Annotated in this window: 1 protein-coding gene; it reads left to right on the forward strand. The window is 77.7% G+C overall.

Annotation, left to right across the window (positions count from 1 at the left end; genetic code table 11):
* Window positions 1–677, forward strand: a 677-nt coding sequence (locus tag JFN87_RS33310; protein ID WP_209346256.1) for an HD domain-containing protein, incomplete at both ends; no start/stop codon positions are given.

Below are 677 nucleotides of genomic sequence, written 5' to 3' on the forward strand. Positions count from 1 at the left end.
GTCTCCCCGCACGCCGTGCGGCGCCTGGCCGCCGCCGCGCCGCTGCCCGTGCCGTGGCCCGCCGAGGCGCGCGAGGAACTGATCAGGCTGCTCGGCGCCGGGGAACCGGCCGTCGCCGTGTGGGAGGCGCTGCAGGCGGAAGGCATCGTCACCCGGCTGCTGCCCGACTGGGAGCGCGTGCACTGCCGCCCGCAGCGCAACCCCGTGCACACCTGGACCGTCGACCGGCACCTTGTCGAGACCGCCGTACGGGCGGCCTCGCTGACCCGCCGGGTCTCGCGCCCCGACCTGCTGCTGATCAGCGCCCTGCTGCACGACCTCGGCAAAGGGTGGCCGGGCGACCACTCGGTGGTGGGCGAGACCATCGCCCGCGACACGGCGGCACGCGTCGGCTTCGGCGCCGAGGACACGCGCGTCGTCGCCACCGTCGTGCGCCACCATCTGCTGCTCGTGGACACCGCGACCCGGCGCGACCTGGACGACCCCGCGACCGTCGCCGCCGTGGCCGGGCGCGTGCGCGACCTGACGACGCTCGAACTGCTCCACGCGCTCACCGAGGCCGACGCCCTCGCCACCGGCCCCGCGGCCTGGTCCGCGTGGCGCGCGGACCTCGTGGCCGACCTGGTGCGCCGGGTCGCCGCCGTACTCGCGGGCGAACCGGCGCGCCGGCCGGGCCC

Origin of the sequence: Streptomyces montanisoli (assembly GCF_017813245.1) — a bacterium.
GTDB classification, from domain to species: domain Bacteria; phylum Actinomycetota; class Actinomycetes; order Streptomycetales; family Streptomycetaceae; genus Streptomyces; species Streptomyces montanisoli.